The organism is Desulfobotulus sp., assembly GCF_034006065.1.
Lineage (GTDB): Bacteria > Desulfobacterota > Desulfobacteria > Desulfobacterales > ASO4-4 > Desulfobotulus.
Map to the genome: position 1 here is coordinate 44,163 of NZ_JAVETM010000008.1, position 16,602 is coordinate 60,764.

The 16,602-nt window shown below is 55.4% G+C and carries 12 protein-coding genes and 1 other RNA gene; 2 read left to right on the forward strand and 11 right to left on the reverse strand.

The features are described from left to right. Nucleotides 1–83 precede the first annotated feature (83 nt). From RBR60_RS05135 to tilS, 4 genes are all read right to left on the reverse strand, one after another. On the reverse strand, nucleotides 84–857 hold the full coding sequence (locus tag RBR60_RS05135; RefSeq protein ID WP_320354809.1) for a type III pantothenate kinase: 774 nt from the start codon (nucleotides 855–857) through the stop codon (nucleotides 84–86). Nucleotides 858–970: 113 nt separating this feature from the next. After that, entirely contained in the window at nucleotides 971–1,837 is an 867-nt protein-coding gene (gene folP / locus RBR60_RS05140) for a dihydropteroate synthase (protein WP_320354810.1), read from the reverse strand. 92 nt (nucleotides 1,838–1,929) lie between these two features. Then, the gene (gene ftsH, locus RBR60_RS05145; protein ID WP_320354811.1) at nucleotides 1,930–3,939 is read right to left on the reverse strand and encodes an ATP-dependent zinc metalloprotease FtsH; all 2,010 of its coding nucleotides are present in this window, start codon (nucleotides 3,937–3,939) and stop codon (nucleotides 1,930–1,932) included. Between the two features lie 215 nt (nucleotides 3,940–4,154). Beyond that, nucleotides 4,155–5,567 (reverse strand): tRNA lysidine(34) synthetase TilS, encoded by a 1,413-nt coding sequence (tilS, locus tag RBR60_RS05150; RefSeq protein WP_320354812.1) that lies wholly within the window; start codon nucleotides 5,565–5,567, stop codon nucleotides 4,155–4,157. Nucleotides 5,568–5,773: 206 nt separating this feature from the next. On the opposite strand from tilS, the gene ffs reads away from it, so the two are divergent. Continuing rightward, an RNA gene (gene ffs, locus RBR60_RS05155) (signal recognition particle sRNA small type) lies at nucleotides 5,774–5,872 on the forward strand. A gap of 22 nt (nucleotides 5,873–5,894) precedes the next feature. Here ffs and RBR60_RS05160 read toward each other — a convergent pair. The 6 genes from RBR60_RS05160 to RBR60_RS05185 form a co-directional block, all read right to left on the reverse strand. After that, nucleotides 5,895–6,959: a sensor domain-containing diguanylate cyclase gene (locus RBR60_RS05160; RefSeq protein ID WP_320354813.1), complete on the reverse strand. Its 1,065-nt coding sequence runs from the start codon at nucleotides 6,957–6,959 to the stop codon at nucleotides 5,895–5,897. Between the two features lie 376 nt (nucleotides 6,960–7,335). Continuing rightward, nucleotides 7,336–8,607, reverse strand: coding sequence for a DUF2325 domain-containing protein (locus RBR60_RS05165; RefSeq protein ID WP_320354814.1), 1,272 nt, complete (start codon nucleotides 8,605–8,607; stop codon nucleotides 7,336–7,338). A gap of 152 nt (nucleotides 8,608–8,759) precedes the next feature. Beyond that, a complete protein-coding gene (locus tag RBR60_RS05170) occupies nucleotides 8,760–9,137 on the reverse strand; it encodes a PilZ domain-containing protein (RefSeq protein WP_320354815.1) in 378 nt (125 codons plus the stop codon). Further along, the gene (locus RBR60_RS05175) at nucleotides 9,134–9,604 is read right to left on the reverse strand and encodes a type II secretion system protein GspG (RefSeq protein ID WP_320354816.1); all 471 of its coding nucleotides are present in this window, start codon (nucleotides 9,602–9,604) and stop codon (nucleotides 9,134–9,136) included. Before RBR60_RS05175 ends, RBR60_RS05170 begins: the two co-directional genes overlap by 4 nt. A gap of 194 nt (nucleotides 9,605–9,798) precedes the next feature. After that, nucleotides 9,799–10,554 (reverse strand): metal-dependent transcriptional regulator, encoded by a 756-nt coding sequence (locus RBR60_RS05180; RefSeq protein WP_320354817.1) that lies wholly within the window; start codon nucleotides 10,552–10,554, stop codon nucleotides 9,799–9,801. Between the two features lie 278 nt (nucleotides 10,555–10,832). Further along, nucleotides 10,833–13,412, reverse strand: a complete 2,580-nt coding sequence (locus tag RBR60_RS05185) for a FapA family protein (protein WP_320354818.1) — start codon at nucleotides 13,410–13,412, stop codon at nucleotides 10,833–10,835. 201 nt (nucleotides 13,413–13,613) lie between these two features. Here RBR60_RS05185 and ptsP point away from each other — a divergent pair, with 201 nt between their 5' ends. Beyond that, nucleotides 13,614–15,899, forward strand: a complete 2,286-nt coding sequence (gene ptsP, locus RBR60_RS05190; RefSeq protein ID WP_320354819.1) for a phosphoenolpyruvate--protein phosphotransferase — start codon at nucleotides 13,614–13,616, stop codon at nucleotides 15,897–15,899. A gap of 12 nt (nucleotides 15,900–15,911) precedes the next feature. Here ptsP and RBR60_RS05195 read toward each other — a convergent pair whose 3' ends face one another. Beyond that, complete coding sequence (locus tag RBR60_RS05195; RefSeq protein ID WP_320354820.1) at nucleotides 15,912–16,601, reverse strand: transporter substrate-binding domain-containing protein; 690 nt, start codon at nucleotides 16,599–16,601, stop codon at nucleotides 15,912–15,914. Nucleotide 16,602: the final 1 nt, after the last annotated feature.

The window sequence follows — 16,602 nt, forward strand, 5'->3', positions numbered from 1 at the left end:
CATGCCCCGTCCGAGGGGAAATTCAGGATGTGCCTTTTTGGGGATCCGGACAGAAGCCCGTTTTGTCCGGATCCTTATGTGTTTCATTGCAGGCGTTGGCTGAGGAGGCGCAGACCTTCAAGGGTGAGATTGCTGTCCACAAGCTCAATGGTGCGGGAGACGGCCTGCATGAGGGGCGCAAGGCCGCCTGTGGCAATGACCTTGGCGGGGCCTTCCATCTCTTCCCGGATTTTGTCCACCATGCCATCCACCAGTGCGGCATAGCCATGGAGAATACCAGATTTGAGACTGCTTTCCGTGTCCTTGCCGATGACGTTTGCGGGCGGGTTGAAAAGGGCCACCCTGGGCAGCTTGGATGCTCTCTGGAAAAGGGCATCCGCAGCAATGGCAATGCCTGGAGAGATGGCGCCACCCAGGTATTCTCCCTGGGTGGAGATCACATCAAAGGTGGTGGCGGTTCCAAAGTCAATGACAATGAGGGCCTGGGCATAGCGATGGTAGGCGGCCACGGCGTTGACAATGCGGTCTGCACCCACCTCCGCAGGGTTGGTATAGAGGATGGGCATCCATCCCCGGACCGAGGCGGCCGTGATCCAGTGGGGCGGAGCGCCGCTGAGACGGCGTCGGCAGAAGGCGTCCAGTACCGGAGCCATGGGGGGTACTACGCAGGAAATGATGGTTTTTTCAATGCTCTCCAGGGGAATATCCGCATCTTGAAAAAGATTTTTGATGAGCACATAAAATTCGTCGGCCGTGGTATCCCGCCTGGACGGTACGCGCCAGTCTTTGCGGAGTACATCCTTTTCGAAAATACCGATCACGGTGTTGGTGTTTCCGACATCAATCACCAGCAGCATGGGACCTCCTCGTAGGGTTTGTGGGAAAAGCGTGGGAACATTCCTGCAAACCCGAAACTTTGTCAAGGAAGATATGCGGCCCAAGTGGGGACTTGCGGGAGGAGGCGGGATTTTTAAGGGCGCGCCCGTTCAATGGCATCCAGCACATCGAAGGCGGCCCGTGTGGCAGCCACATCATGGACCCGGATAACGGATACCTTGGCCTGGGCGGCGAGGATGCTGGTGGTGAGCGTGCCGGCCAGAACCTCGGTGCTGGAGGGCGCGGGTTCTCTACCATGGCGGGTGGTGAGGGTACGGAGGAAGCGTTTGCGGGAAGCGCCCAGAAGAAGCGGGTAGCCCAAGGATCGGAAGGCATCCAGGTTGGCGAGAATCTGAAGGTTGTCTTCCAGAGTTTTTCCGAATCCAATGCCCGGATCCACCAGAATCCGATCCCTTTCAAGGCCTCCTGCCACCGCTGCTTTTATTTTTTCTTCCAGAAAAATCATGATTTCATGGATCGTATCGGCATAACCGGGGGCAAGCTGCATGGTCTGCGGGGTGCCTTGCATGTGCATCAGAATACATGCGGCGCCCGTGTCTGCGCATAGGCTCAGCATATCGGGATCGCCCAGTGCGGAGATGTCGTTGACCATATCCGCTCCGGCTTCAAGGGCACCTTGGGCTACCTTGGCCTTGTGGGTGTCGATGGAAATGGGGATGTCGGTTTCCCTGCGAAGCTCCCGGATAAGGGGAAGAACCCTGCGGCACTCCTCTTCTGCGGAAACGGGCTGGGAAAAGGGGCGGGTGGATTCCCCTCCGATATCCAGGATATCCGCGCCCTGGGCAATGAGATTGCGGGCATGGGAGAGGGCGGCTTCAAGGTCGAGATAGCGGCCACCGTCGGAAAAGGAGTCTGGGGTGCAGTTGAGGATGCCCATGATGGCGCAGCGATCCCTGACCACAAGGCTGCCCCGGGCTGTGCGTAAGAAAAGACCGGACATGGATGGCCTTAAGCATAAGGGGGAAAAGAAACCGGGTCCTTTTTTTTGGGAAAAACAAGGACCCGGACAAGAGGGGAGTCGGCCTGTCAGAATCAGGGGGTCTGGGGAGGCCTTGGGTTTTCTGTCTCCGATTTTTCTTCTGCTTCTGCATGCGGAAGATCTTCTTCGGTGCGGACCTTTTCTTCGGATGCCTCCCCATCCATGGCATCTTCGCTGTTCACCGAGGGCTTCATGGCAGACCGGGGCTGGGGCGGAGGATCGTAAAGGTTGTCATCCTCCTCCATTTCCGGAAGGTGGGAGGGAAAGACGATGTCCGGTTTGATTGAAAGGATGAGGTCATCCAGTTCCTTGCCGGATACGGTTTCTTTCTCAAGGAGCATATCCGCAAGTTTATGCAGAATTTCAAGGTGATGGGTGAGGACATCCAGGGCACGGGTGTAAGCCCCGTGGATGAAGGCTGCGATTTCAGAATCAATCTTACGGGCCGTCTCGTCGGAGTAATCCCGGCTCTGGCCGATCTCCCGGCCAAGGAAAATCTGTTCGTCTCCTTTGGCGTAGGAAATGGGGCCCAGGTCTTCGCTCATGCCCCAGGAGCGCACCATGCGCTGGGCCACATCCGTGGCCTGCTTGATATCGTTTGCGGCTCCTGTGCTGATGCGCTTGAAGATAAGCTCTTCGGCTGCTCGGCCGCCAAAGGCCACGGAAAGTCCGCTGATGAGCTGGTCTTTGTAACGGAAAGCACTTTCATCGGGAAGGAACCAGGTGATGCCTGCGGCCCGTCCCCTGGGGATAATGGTGATCTTGTTCACAGGGTCTGTGAAGGGCAGCAGCCTTGCCACAAGGGCGTGCCCTGCCTCGTGGTAGGCTGTGACTCTTTTTTCTTCTTCGCTCATGACATTGGATTTGCGCTCAAGCCCCATATAGACTTTGTCTTTGGCGTCTTCAAAGTCCTTCATGTCAAGGAAGTCTTTGTTGCGTTTGGCAGCAATGAGGGCGGCTTCATTCACCATGTTTTCAAGGTCTGCTCCGGAAAACCCGGGCGTGCCCTTGGCCAGAACTTTGACATTCACATCCTTGGCAATGGGAGAACGCTTCATGTGTACCCGCAGGATGGCTTCCCTTCCGGCAATGTCGGGCAGAGGAACGACCACCTGACGGTCAAAGCGGCCGGGCCGGAGCAGGGCCGGGTCCAGTACATCCGGACGGTTCGTGGCGGCGATGAGGATCACGCCTTCGTTGGACTCAAAACCATCCATTTCCACAAGCATCTGGTTTAAGGTCTGTTCCCGTTCGTCATGGCCTCCGCCAAGACCAGCGCCGCGCTGGCGGCCCACGGCGTCGATTTCATCGATGAAGATGATGCAGGGTGCGTTTTTTTTCCCCTGGTTGAAAAGATCCCGGACACGGGAAGCCCCCACACCCACGAACATTTCCACAAAATCGGAGCCGGAAATACTGAAAAAGGGAACCCCTGCCTCACCGGCCACAGCCCGTGCAAGGAGGGTTTTGCCCGTACCCGGTGAGCCGGTGAGAAGGACACCCTTGGGAATGCGGCCACCCAGGCGGGTAAATTTTTTCGGGTCCCGGAGAAAATCCACAATCTCCTGCAACTCTTCCTTGGCTTCCTCCACACCGGCCACATCCACAAAGGTGACCCGCGTGGTGTTTTCGTCCATGAGGCGTGCCCGGCTTTTGCCAAAGCTCATGGCCTTACCGCCGCCTCCCTGCATCTGACGCATGAAGAAAATCCACACCCCGATGAGCAGAAGCATGGGCAGCCAGGATACCAGCACGGAGACAAACCAGGGGGATTCCGCCGGGGGTTTGGCCTTGATGGCAACACCCTTGGCGCGGAGCATGGGAATGAGGTCCGGATCTTCAGGAGAAAAGACTTTGAATCTCTGATTGGTCTGGGTGACCACAAGGAGATCTCTGCCCTGTATGGTCACATTGGCGATCTGTTCTCTGTCCACCATGGCGAGGAAATCGGAATATCCGATGTTTTCTTCGGTATACTGGGGCTGGTTGAAGATGTTGTACAGCATGATCATCATGAGGATGATTACGAGCCACAAGGATAAATTTTTGTAAAATGGGTTCAATGCGCCCTCCTGGAGCGTGGAAGTTTGTCCGTAAAAAAACGGTGCGGGCAAAACGTCCTGCATATAGTAACCATCATGGCACACTAGGCAAGTAAAAGTTAAAGGCCACGGTCCTCTGCCTGGGGCCATCCTGGCTGCGGGAGTCTTCCGGATCCGGAAAACCGGATTCCTTATAGCACATTCTTAAAAAATTCGTGAGAGATCTTGATATTTTCTCATCCATTTTCACTTCTCCATGAAAGCCATAGGGGCTCTTCAGAAGAAGAAAGAGGGGATAAGGAGGCATCCGGCGGCAGGCCAGGCACCCAGAGAATTTCTTTCTCCCTTGCCACGACAGGCCGCATGGCTCTCAGGTGCAGGGGGACTTTTGCCTCGGAAAGAAGGGGAAAAATCTTGCGGGATCCTCCCCTTCCTGCGGGCCGCATGCGGTCTCCGGGAATAAGGGCGCGCAGGATCAGGGGAAAGCAGCTTGGGGGAATGGCCTGATGGATACCAGGAGCCAGAGATGGCGGAGGGTCCGCGCTGATTCTCAGTCGGCCCAGGCCCGGAGGCAGAGGAATTTCCTGGGGCAGGCACTCAGGCAGTAAGAGAAGCTGTCGAAAGGTAGGCACGGGATCTTCCTTGTGGCGCAGGGCGTGGGGCGAGCGCAGGATTTCCAGTATGCCCGCGGAAAGACGGACGAGAAGTTTTCCCGGTAGATGGCATTGCCTGGATTCTTTTTGGTTTAAAAGAGTCGTGATGGCTTCGATGTGGGTCTGGGTGATGGCCTGGGTATTTCCCGTGAGTTCCTGGATTGCATGTCGGAGGACGCGGGCCTGGAGGCCTGGGGGAAATCCGGAAAGTCCTGGGGCATCCAGGTGGCGGGTGCCGGGAGCCTCGTAAATAAGGAGGGAGGCGAAGGTTTCCCGGACGAGGGAGGAAAGCCAGAGGTTTTCTTTTTCCGCAATATCCCCTGTGCGCAGAAGGGTTTTTTTTATGGCGGGGTTAAATTCCCTTTCGAGGAGAGGCAGCAGAATGTGGCGGATCCGGTTTCGTAGAAAGCGCGTATCCTGGTTGGAGGCGTCTTCTTTCCATGTAAGGCCTTTTCCCAGAAGATAGGCAAGAATGTGGCTGCGGTGCAGCCCCATGAGGGGACGTAGGATCTGCTTTCCCCGGGAAGCGGGAATGCCCTGGAGTCCATCGGGCCCGCATCCCCGGATGAGGTTCATGAGAATCTGTTCCACCCTGTCATCGGCATGATGGGCTGTGGCGATGCGGGTGTAGCCGAAACGGGCGCACAGGGTTTCAAAAAAAGCGTAGCGCGCCATGCGTCCGGCTTCCTCAATGCCGTATTTTCTGAAATCCCGGTCCAAAAAGGCCCTGTGGCGATGGAAGGCAAGGCCCAGCCGGTCCGCCTGCTCTGCCACAAACGATTCCTCTTCATCCGCCTCGGGTCTGAGGCCATGGTTCAGGTGGGCAACGGCCAGGGAGGCTCCATGCCTGGCCTGGAGATCGCTGAGGCCATGGAGAAGGGCCATGGAGTCCGCACCACCGGATACGGCAACGAGGATCCGGTCTTGGGTGTGTGCGATGCCGTGGTGTTTCAGGCTTGCCCAGAGATTTTCAAGAAAAAAGGCGATATTGTCCATGGGGGCTCATATGGGGATGAAAAAAGGGCGTTTTGCGCCTTGAAGGTCATGAGAAAAAAAGGGCGTCTGGCCTGCGGGGTCTGCTGCGTTTTTATCGCAGGATACGGGCAGGGGATGGGACTTTGCCGATCGCATCAAGAATACCTTGTCAAGAAGCTTCAAGATCTGTATAAGGAGGCCGATGAATGAGCCTCCAGGGGCATCCTGGTCGGCCGCTACGTAACATACCCCCGCGAACCTCGTCAGGTCCGGAAGGAAGCAGCGATAAGTGATGCGGTATGTGTCGTGGTTCGATCCCGGCCAGGATGCCCCTGGAGGCTTGTTTTTTTATGGAAGCGCAAGGCTTTTTTTCCATGAAGCCACAGCATTTTTGCGGTGTTTCTTGACACTGTACATGGCCTTGTCCGCCAAGAGCAGCAGATCTTTTTTGCTGCGGGCGTCGTCCGGATAAACGGCAAAACCAAGGCTTGCCGTAACCCGGACAGGGGCCTGCGGCCCGGAAGTCAGGTAGGGCGTACGACGGATGGTCTCAAGGAGCATGTTGAGTTTTTTTTCCGCAGCATCCCGGTCGCATCCGGGCATAAGAATAATGTACTCATCCCCCCCGTATTTGGCGGGAAGATCGCTGGCTCCAAGGGTTTGGGTCAGGGTTTCCCCCACTTCCCGGAGAACCCGGGACCCCATCAGATGTCCGTAGTTGTCCACCACCTCCTTGAAGTGATCCATATCCATAAAAGCCACAGCGAGCTTTTCTCCCAGCCTTTCCGCATTTCGAATCATGGTTTCCAGAGCTTCATGCATATAGCGGGCATTGAAGAGTCCTGTGTATTCATCGGTGATGCTGAGCTGGCGGATGCGTTCCAGAAACTGGGCGTTGCGTATGGCGATGGCCGCATAATCGGCAAGCAGGGTGAGGATGGGCAGGTGACTGCTTTTAAAGATGTGAAGATCCTTGAGATTGAGAATTTCGATCACGCCCAGCACCTTGCCGTGTATGCACAGGGGAAAACAGAAGATGGAGTGGGTTTCAAAACCTGTGATGGCATCCACGTCGGGAAAAAAGCGGGGATCTTTTTTCACATCTTCCACAAAGAGGGCTTCACAGCTTTCTGCCACATGACCGGCGATGCCCCGGCCCTTTGCGATGCGTATGGCGGAAAGCTTTTCCTTTTCAATGCCCACAACGATTTTAAAGCTGAGATCTCCGGTGTTGTCATCTTTGAGGAGAAGGGACCAGTGATCCGCAGCCACCAGAGCGCTGACTTTTTCCATGATGAGCTGGAGAATTTCATTGAGGTCCAGTGTGGATGTGAGACGTTTGCCGACTTCAAGACAGGCCAGTAATGCTTTGGATTCAAGTGGGTTGGGTATTTCTTCGGGGGGGGAGGCCATGGGTTTGCTCCTGCCTTGGGGGGTTGGCCTTGAAAGATCCGCGAGGAGTATAGAAAGGAAGGCGAGGAGAAGTCAAAGTGCATTTTGTTTTTGGAATGAAAAAAATGAAGGGTCGGGTTCTGAAAGGGGGATGCAGCGGTGTTCAGGAAAAAATGGGGCTGCCAGCGAGGCCTGGGGCAGAGCGATGGTTGTTTTTCTTCTGAAATTCTCTGGCCGCTGCCAAGGTGGGAATGATGCGTCCATTCAGCTTACCGGACTCAGAAGACAGGGGCTTTTTTAGAGTGTGAAAGAAAACCGTCCGCACCGGGCATAAGGGCCTGAAGGGGATTTTCCGAAGGGCTTAAGAGGGCGGGATGCGGGTGCGGACGGGGAAATGTCAGGGCGCCATGGCGGAAAATCGGTTTCCAGCGATGAGGGGCGGGGAGTGGGTGTTTTCCGATTCCGGCGAGGAGGGGGCTGCGGCCTTGCTGAGGGCTGAGGCAATGGCTGAGCAGCTGAAGGAATCGAGCATGCGCAGGCATTTTCCGTGTTTGCGGCAGATTTCCTTAACCAGTCCGCAGGCGCCATGACTGTTGCAGTTGACAGGGCAAAGTACAAGATCCGAGCGCCGTACCCTGGACTCCAGGGTTTGTTTGCCGCCGTGGATGCAGCCGTCATGGTATTCAAAGTGTCCTCCAGCGGATTCCACGGCATCGCGGTAGCGTGCACGCATGCAGGGACGTCCCCCCACCACAAGGATACGCTTGTCCATGAGAGGGGGTGGGCTGTTTTCACTGACAGAGGTATTCCAGGGGACGGCATCCGGAACAAGGAAGGTCATGGGCGAAGGGCCTGCCCCAGGACGTGTTTCCAGGGGTTCAAGACTCCGGCGCTGGTTTTCCCGTTCGGCCTCCAGCTTGCGGATCCGTTCGGTGAGGGCCTGGTTTTTTTCCTTGAGACGCCGTACCCGCTCATTGAGAAGGTCGAGGGTTTCCCTCGGGCTTTCCTTTTTTTCGGAAGAAAGGGAAGGAGCGTGGCTCAGAGCCCGAAGATGCTCCTGGAGCAAGCCCATTTCTCCCTGCATGCGTTTTCTTTCCTCTACCTGTTCCCGCTGAATTTTCCGAAGGTTTTCCCCCTCTGAGGCCAGAGCGTTTTCCAGCTTTGTGATGGTTCTGCGGCATTCCATGAGATCCCTTTTGGCCGTATGTCCCAGCATGTGAAGGATGCCAAAGGCATGGAACTGAAGGGCCGAAGAGATGTTGGACCGGCAGGCAATGATGTAGAGGGGGCGTTCGATGTCTCCGTTTTCAAGACCCTGATCCCAGAGTTTGCGGATTTCCGGCTCAGAGGCATGGAGCCATGGAAGGGCCTGGGATTCAAAGTTTTTTCTGAAAAAGGCATCGATTCTTCTGGCGGCTTTGGTGGGGCCTTCGATGTGGGTCATCACCGCTTCGTGCAGGGCCGGAGGTGACATGCGGCGAGTGCAGATTCCGGCTTTTTTGAGCAGGCGCTGGTGGTCTTCAATGGAAAGACAGGTACCCATCAGAGGGCACTTCATCATCTGAGGGATTTCCCAGACGGAAAGGAAGCGTACTTCTGAAGGCATCCAGGCTTCTGCGGGGATGGGGGAAGGAGATAGGCTGAACTTGTGGTGGAGCATGGGGGTCATGGGGCCTCCTGGGTATGGTGTCCTGGGGCTTTTTTATTTTTAAAAATTATTTGTGTCAACTAAAATTTTTAGATAATTGCTCGGTGAACGGGTTCCTGAATGGGAAACAAGGGGGGAGCTGAAGCCTGGAGAGAAAGCAGGGCAGGGGGGCTTCAGGGGCGCCGGTATTCCTTCAGGAGGCTTTTTTCCTCGGGGCTGAGGTGGCAGAGACTGAAGGATATTCTGCGCATGGGAATATGGCTGAGGGAGAAGGTGGGGGCAAAGGGACGATCCGTTACAATGCGATACTGATTGGGTTGGAGACGGATATGCCATCCCTCGCAATGCAGGGTGAGAAAGTCTTCTGCGGACAGGGGAGGATGGGGCCAGTCGATGTCGGAAAGATAGGTAAAGGCCAGCCCCATGCAGCTTAAATCCAGAATCTGACCGATGCGCACAGGATTGCCGCTGAGGACGGCAAAGGCTGAGGCCTTGGCTGGAAAACGGCGGGTTTGACGACGATCTGTACCCAGGAGGATCTGCTTTTTCATTTGGAGGCTTCCTGTGATGTCCCGGATTCGGGAAGCACGGTTTCTTCGGAAGGAAAAGGTTTTTCTTCTTCCCTGGGCGTCCAGTAAAAAATCTGGATGCCAAAATCATGGGGGGTATCCGGCAGACCATCCCTTCCCATGCTGACCAGGAAGAATCCCCTTTGGTCTTCGGTGGTCTTGTAGCGCAGGGGGTTGCCCCAGCGATCAATGGGAATCTGGCGTTTCAGTGCGTCCGGGAATCGCTGCCGCAGAAAGTCATCCAGATCACCGGGTGCGGGATAGTGGCCCGTGGTTTTGTAGTGGGCTTCCAGGGCAAGGGCGGTTTCCTGAATGTCCTGACGGGTCTGAATGATTTTGAGGGCATCGTTTCCCGCTTCCATCCATCTTTCCAGGGGATGGGAATAGAGGAAAAAAAGAACCAGCGTACCCAGAAAATAGGCGGGAAACCGGATCCAGAAGTTTAACATATTTTTCATTTGGGTATGTATAACAAGGGGCTGAGAAATTTGCCAGCAAAAAAAAACGCTGTTCCGCTGAGGCGGAAAAACCCGTATCTGCCTGAGGAGGCATCCCCTAAGCCCCTTGCATGGAGCGCTATGCGTTTTGAAAAGGGGAGGAACCGGCGGGCGGCACCTCCCACAGGGAGAGCAGGCCTCCATGGTCAGCAGGGGAGTACCATGATTTTTTCCGCATCTTCAATGCGGAGGATCAGATGATAGCCTTTGATTTTGATGGTGAGGTTTTCGCTTTCCTGGTCGGCAGCTTCAATTTCCACCACATTACCCGGACCTGCCTCAATTTCATTGAGATGCCTGAGGGCGGAAGCCCGGCCAGCCAGGATGGAAAGCACGGCCTTGTCACCGGGTTTCATGCGGGAGAGGGGAACAAGGGCCTTGGCAGGATCCTGGATGAGCTCTTTTTTTTCCTGAAGTTCGCTGACGCAGTTGGAAAGGCAGGATTCGCATCCGCCCACTTCGGAGCGTTCACAGTGGCGACCAAAGCCACGGATCCAGTCTTCACCGCCCCTGGGGCAGATATCCACAAATTCCACAAACTGGATCAGGCGGTTGAGAATGTTGGGGGAGATGGCATGCTCCATTTTACAGGCGGCATCTTCGGCTTCGTCCGGTGGGATCTGGAGGATTTTGGTGAAAAAGTCCTGAAGCGCTTCATGGCGGCGAACCACATCCCGCGCCAGTTCTGTACCCTTTGCCGTGAGGGTGATCAGGTCATAGGGTGCGTAGTTGATGTATCCCTTTTCCGAGAGGGAGCGGAGGGCACCGGTGACAGAAGAGTTGTTTACATTCAGGCGTTTGGCGATATCTTTGGCGCGCGCGGCCTGTTTTTCAGCAACCACATGAAAAATGGTTTCAAGGTAATCCTCAAGGCTTGCGCTCAGTTTTTCGGATTCAGACATGATCATATTTCCTGGGGGCTTGGGATCGGGTGATTCGGGATCCGGGTATCTATAGATGGAAGGAGCAGGAAAACCGATAAATCTTATCCCTTTCAGGACAATTTTGTTACCGTAAACACCATCGTAGCCTTTGGCTTTTTTGTCAAGGCTTAAAATAATGATGCCAGAGTCAAAAGTCTTTTCCTTTTCCGGCCCGCATAAAATCTCAAGAGGACGTGCGGAGATCAAAGAGCCCACAGATTCTTTGGTCTGGGTTTTGGGGCCATGGGTGGAAGGGACTACTTGTTCTGCATCCGGATGGCCCAGCTGGGTTCTCCTTCATAGTCTGTGGTCTGGACTTCGGTGAAGACCATGTTCCGGACCTTTTCCTTGATGCTGATCTGGGATTTGGTGGCGGTGATGAGGGTGCCGGAGGCCATGGGGCCTTTGAGCCTCAGCATGGGTTTGGGCGTATGGATTTTGTTCCAGTCCATGAGGGCCTGATACTCGCTGCGGGTTTCCTCCACGGCCTTGGAAAGGGTCTCCATTTTTGTCTGTTCCCCCAGAATGTGGTCGAGTATCTTGTCCTGCTCGGCAAAGAGTTCCGTAATGGCCGTTTCAGCTGCCTGATTTTCCGCCTTAAGGTGGGCGATGTGGTTGGTGATGGCTGCGGCCTTGGGATTGTTCTGGGTAAGGGCTGCGGAAAGTTTGGTGATGAGGCGCAGGTTATGGTCCTGGAGCTGGGCTTTCTTGGCGATGGCTTTATGCAGCTCGATCTGCTGATTTTCCAGGTTCTGGATGCTTTTTTGTGTGGTTTCAATTTCCTTTTTAAGTCTGGCGGATTCCTGGCGCAGGCGCTGGCTTTCACTTTGTATATGAAAATCCACACCGATGAAAAGGCGGCAGGGAGCAGACTTGTCCGTACCGACCTCATAGATTTCCATGCCGCCCCTGGCCGCAGCTTCACTGGCAATGAGTTTGCCGCCAGGCAGGGCCAGGGTGCTGCTGGTGCGGATGACAGAATTGATGATTTCCTTTTCCACCACGATATTGCCAAAGGCAAGGATCTCCGAATCCACGACAAATTTGGCCTGTACCATGCCGCCTGCACGGATTCGGGCTCCGATGACACCGTCTTTGACCACAAGATCGCCGGTCACGGTGATATCCGCATCCGTCACCGCCGTTACAGAGGCGGATGCGGCTTCAACCCGGAATCCGGGCTGCACACTGCCCTGGATGCGGATGGCACCGGCAAAGGACACATGGCCGGTTTTAAGATCCACGTCGCCCTGAATATTCATCTCGGGAAACACGGAAATTTTCCCGCCCAGGGTGGTGTGGGGCTGACCGTCGATGAGGGCATGGACCATCTGACCATCCAGGGAAAGTTCTGCACCGCTGCCGGCCCGCAGTTCCACATCCCTGGGCTCTTTGGGTAAAGCTTCTTCCCCTGTGACCTTCATACCCGGCGCGCCTTCTTTGGGGGGAATGCGTTCTGCCAGAAGGGTACGGGCCCGGATGAAGGGAACCTCGCCCCGATTGAAGTAGTCGATGTTGCCATCGGGATCAACGGAACCGACCTTGAGGTAATCAGGATCAAAGCCATAACGGATATACCCATCTTCGGGATCTTTCGGAGGAATACCCTGGGCGATTTCAAAGGGGGCCTGCTGAGCCTCAGGATCTGTGAGGTAGCGCTCGAAGGTTTTTTCCGGCACAAGCCCAAAGACCACGCCTGCGGCCTTGATCAGCTGAAGAAGGTCGGCAAGGCTGAGATCCGGAGAAACCAGGGGGGCAGGCATGAGGCGGGCTGAGAGGCCATCCTCCTCGATTTCCACAAAAACCCCTGGATCCTTGAGGGGCATGGTGGGTTGCTGGACATGGGGCTCGGCTTCTTTTTTCTTCTGGTCCGGAACCCGCTTCTGTTCCCGGAGTACATAGAGCATCTGCTCATGGGTAAGAACGTCCATTTCCATGAGGATATTGCCAAGCAGCTTGATGGTCCGGTTGCGCTTGAACTTGGCAAGCTGGGTGTCCAAGGCCCGGAGGACGTCATCTTCGGTGCAGAAGTTGTTGCGTATGCAAAGGCGGCCGAACATCTGATCCATCTGCCGCGTTTCGTGGAAAAGCCGGGCTGCGTGAAGCAGGCTGATCTGTTTGCGGTTGATGAGCCCCAGGTCTTCAAGAATCTGGCTGAGGTTGCGGGGTGCAAGGCTCTGCTGGGCTTGGGACCAGTGCTGGATGGCTGTCTGCAGCTGCTCTGTGGTGATAAAATTGTATTGAAGGGCCATACGGGCAATGGCCATTTCCTCGGCCGGGATTTTCTTGGAACTGGCTGTGATTTCCCGCTTTTTATCCTGCTCTTTCCATGCTTCCAGGAGGGAGGGTTTGGGTTTTTGCGGCGCAGGAGCTTTTTGTCCCCGCATGCGGGATAAGAGGTGAGCCTGCTGCTCAGGGCTGAGCATCTGCTTTTCCATGAGAATCTCGCTCACCGGCACCAGGCGGCCTTCCCGGTATGCATCCGCCTGCATGCTGAGGGCCATTTCACAGACCGCAGAATCCAGTATGCCCACCTCCTGGGCAAGGGTGCAGAACTGACGGTCCATGGCGCGCAGGGTGCTGGCCAGAAGTTTTTCCATGGATGCGGGTCGGATATAACCCCTGGAGATGAGGATTTCTTCAAGGGAGACGGTTTTTCCCATACTCTTTTCCGCAAGCATCTCAGAGATGGCCTGCCGGAGTTGTTCCTTGGTGAGAAGGCCGCTGTCAATGGCAAGCTTGCCGAGAATGGGATAGGCAATATCTTGCTGCAGGTCCACAGGCCCTTCCTGGGGAGTGGCGGGTGTGGAAGTGTTTGTTTCGGGTGTCAGCTGCATAGAAGGTCTCCCAAGGCCAGCGAAAAAGAGAATACCATGGACGGATCTGTGATTTAAGCATATTTTTGCCGATGTAAAAAGCAGTGTTTGGATGAGGGCTGCCTTTTTATCCCCTGGCCTGCGCTGAAGCGGAATTCTGCGGGTGCTTTTCAGATGGCGCGGGGCGATTTCTGACGTAGAATCCGGCCGAGGAGGCTGACGATGACCCCTGATTATTCTGATCATCTCAATCTTTTGTGCGATATGGGAGAGCTTTCCGGAGTTTTAAGGGATTCCGATGATATCCTGATGTTTCTGGATCAGACCGTGGACCTCGTGGCCCGCCATCTGAAGGCCCAGGTATGCTCCATCTATCTCTACGACGAATCCACAGAAGCTCTGGTGCTGCGGGCCAGCCTGGGCTTGAAAAAGGAAGCCGTGGGGCGCGTGCGCCTGGCTCCTGGGGAGGGGCTTGTGGGCAAGGTCTTTTCCGGTCTTGAGGCCCTGTGTACGGGAGACGGGCACAAACACCCGGATTTCAGGTATTTTTCGGAAACCGGGGAAGAACGTTTTTTTTCTTTTCTGGCGGTGCCCATCCATAGGGGCGCTGTGCGCATTGGCGTTCTTGTGGTGCAGCACGAAGACACAGACCGCTTTGACGACATGGATGTCCGGGCTTTGCGTGCAACAGCCTCACAACTGGCAAGTGCCCTGGAGAATGCCCGTCTGCTCCTTTCCCTTTCCGGAGACTCCTTTGGAAAAGGCGCATCCCCTTGTTCTGAAAAACTACCTTCCCTTGTTCGTGGAAAAGCGGCTTCTCCGGGATATGCCATGGGACCCGCCCTGATCCTGGGGCAGACCGCATGCGATATTCTGCGAGAAGATACGGAATCCGGTATGCCGACGGGGCGGACATGCTTCCACCAGGCTCTGGAGCGTACGGCCCAGGAGCTTACGGATCTTCAGGAACGATTTGCCGAGAGGCTTCCGGAAAGTGCGGCGCTGATCTTTACCGCCCACTTCATGATGCTCAAGGATCCGTCGTTCCGGCGACGTGTTGAGGAAAAGATCGCAGAAGGGCTTTCGGCCATGGCTGCGGTGCGGAGTGTGGCTCGCCATTACATCGCTGTACTGGGTGCTTCTCCCCAGGCCTATGTGCGTGAAAAGGTATCGGACATTGAAGATTTTTCCTGTCGTCTTCTGCGGAATATGAAACCCGGCGGAGAAGATGAGGCTCCCCTTGGACATGGGGGGGGTGTTGTGATTGCAGGGGAGCTTTTTCCTTCGGATGTTCTGAAGCTTGTGAGCCAGGATGTGGCCGGGATCGTGCTGGTTTCCGGAGGACTGACTTCCCATGTGTCCATTTTGTGCCGGTCGCTGCAGATTCCCCTGGTGTTTGTGGAAGATCGGGGGCTGCTGGATCTTCCCGAAGGAACCCGGGTGCTTGTGGACGGTGCAGTGGGCAATGTCTATATCCGGCCGGAACCTGGGGTGGTGGAGACCTTTTCAAGGAGTCGGGAAACCTGGCTTTCCGTAGAAAAAGGGAGCGGAGGACTGGCGGATGCCACCTTCACCCGGGATGGGGTGAAAATCCAGCTTCTGGCGAACATCAATTTGTTGTCTGAAATGCGCCTTGCCCTGAGAATGAAAGCCGAGGGCATTGGATTGTATCGCAGTGAGTTTCCCTTCCTTATCCGCTCCGCCTTCCCGTCGGAGGCGGAGCAGCACGGGATTTATCGCAGGCTCTTTGAAGGCATGCCGGATAAGCCTGTTACCATCCGGACCCTGGATGTGGGGGGCGAAAAGGTGATGGCCCATGCAAACAGCAGTGCGGAGGTGAACCCGGAGCTGGGGCTGCGGTCCATACGCTTTTCCCTGATGCACAAAGACCTCTTCGAGACCCAGATACGGGCGATTTTACGGGCGGCCCATGGGGCTGTTTCACCGCGGATCATGTTTCCCATGATTTCCAGTCTGGACGAGTTCCGGGAGGCCAGGGCCATGGTGATGGCCTGTATGGACGCCTTACGGGGGGAGGGGCTGGCCTTTCACACCCACCCTGCCATTGGCATGATGGTGGAGTTGCCTGCTGTGGTGGAGATCATCGGGGATTTTGCAAAAGAGGCGGATTTTTTCTCCATCGGCACCAATGATCTTGTGCAGTACATGCTGGCCGTGGACCGCAGCAACCCCAAGGTCGCCCATTACTATCAGCCCCAGCATCCTTCCGTGTTGCGATCTCTGGCCCGCATTGCAGCCGCAGGCAGGGACGCGGACATAGACGTTTCGGTTTGTGGGGAGATGGGGCATGATCCGGCTTTTATTCCTTTTTTGCTGGGTATTGGTATCCGAAGTCTGAGTCTGGACCCCCAGTTTATGCCAGCGGTTCAGGGCCAGATTCAGCGTCTTGACCTGGGATGGGCAAAGGATCATGCTGAAAATCTGCTCGGCATGTCGTCCATTCGGGCCGTTTCCCAGGCCATGGGGCTTCTCATTGCCGAGGCATGAGGTTTTGGGGAGTCAGGGTTTTTTAAGCAGTTTTTGAAGCAGTTGGATCCGGGCCTTGTTGTCTTCCCCATCCCTGAAGGCGATGACCAACTCTTTTTTCATGAGTATCTGCAGAGTTTCGACATTGTGGATGCCATGTTTTTCCGCAAGAAACATCATGACGTTGGGATCGGTTATGGCAACAGGGTGCCGTCCTTGAGAAAGTTTTTGCAATAAGGAGGTCTCATGGGGAGCGAGATCTGCGTGATCGGCATATTTTTGGGCGGCGTCCTGAATGGCTTTGGGGTAGGTATAGGTTCCTACGAGACCCACGTTGTATTTTTTAAAAAGATCCTCAATATTTTCAAATGTGATTTTTTCGCCTGAACGTTTGAGAATCGCGATCTCCGACCAGTCAACGGGGGAAGAGGCGATAAAGCCTTCGGAAACTTCTTCCGGCCAGGCAGGAAAATACCCCACATAGTCCTGGGTTTTTGCAAGGTGTTGGGCCCTGGCCCAAGGGTAGAATTCCACGATCAAGCGGATACCTTCTTTTTGAAGAACCTCCCGTAATTTCTGTATGGAGTTTCCCTGGGAACTCATCTGTGCACCGGAATAGGGCTCCCAGTTAAGGGAGGTGATTTTCCATATGTCTTCGGCCAGGGCCGATGTGGAAAGAAGCAAGCCGAAGGCAAGGGCTGTGAGGGTGGCCTGGATGCGCATG